This window comes from Oceanobacillus saliphilus (genome assembly GCF_023522835.1).
GTDB classification, from domain to species: Bacteria; Bacillota; Bacilli; order Bacillales; family Amphibacillaceae; genus Oceanobacillus; species Oceanobacillus saliphilus.
In genome coordinates, this window is the sequence record NZ_JALCZU010000031.1 from 1 (window position 1) to 1,062 (window position 1,062).

General features: G+C 30.6%; 2 protein-coding genes. Both read right to left on the minus strand.

The window, feature by feature from the left end:
- Positions 1-177: 177 nt before the first annotated feature.
- Positions 178-411: a hypothetical protein gene (locus MN204_RS20260; RefSeq protein ID WP_249872890.1), complete on the minus strand. Its 234-nt coding sequence runs from the start codon at positions 409-411 to the stop codon at positions 178-180.
- A gap of 139 nt (positions 412-550) precedes the next feature.
- Complete coding sequence (locus MN204_RS20265) at positions 551-802, minus strand: hypothetical protein (protein WP_249872891.1); 252 nt, start codon at positions 800-802, stop codon at positions 551-553.
- Between the last annotated feature and the right edge of the window lie 260 nt (positions 803-1,062).

The following is a 1,062-nucleotide window of genomic DNA, read 5'->3' on the forward strand; positions in this document are numbered from 1 at the left end:
TTAAATTGACAGTATGCACGACAATATCATAAATAGTATCCTTGTTTTTCATTAAATTTCCACCCTTTTAACAAGATAGTCATCTTTGAGTAAAGCACCCGTTAGTACAAGTACGATGTTTTTACAAACTACCATATGAATTTATCAAAAATGAAATAGCAGACTGCTTTTAGTCTGCTATTTCTTTTGAAGCGAATCTTTGAATCCCCATACAAAAAAGACAATCCCTAAAATTAAAGCGATGATAGTAGCGATCATTAAACCGTTTGGAACATAGGACAATTGCCTTGCAAATTCATCCTTACCCCATTCTGTTCCCCCGATTCCACCTATTGCACCACAGATAAAACGTGTGGCATAAAGAATAGAAGTTATAATAAAGAAATAAATTCCTATATTTATTTTGTTCATAATTAATTTTTCTCCCTTATCACCATAATTTTTCCGAAATATCTCCCATCCAATTCTATAAGCAAAAAAAGAGATGACCCTATTGTAATCACCTTGTATAAGTAAAGCACCCTTTAGTTTAATTAGCATAAAAGGCTATCTATTTACTAAAAACCAAAACATTATCTACAAAAATCTTGCATTTTATTGTAAAAATACCACCAAGGCTTACTTTAATATTTTTTGTAATTTGGTCATTGTTTTTAAGAATTCCTCTCAAAGTTGCTCTCAATGCGAAACCTAAATTTTCATCCTGTAATTTACCATCAATGTATAACTTTTCACCATTAAACCAGGTATTAACCACTTGAATATGGTGTCCTTCATATGTAACATCAAAAATTTTCTTCATAATAAATCCCCTCCTATCCTTACAGCATATACGAATTAGAAAACGAAAGGTTCCCAAGGATTTTACTTTCACTAACCTGCCCAATAGTTCAATATCCATAATCAGATAATAACATAATGCTTTACACTTTAAATGTAAATTTCTGAAATTAATAACAAAAGAAAGAGGCTGGGACAAAACCCCAGTAAATAAAAATAAGCGTGATACCATTCCATGAAAATTGGAAAAAAGGTATCACGCTTATTTTTCTATTTATATTT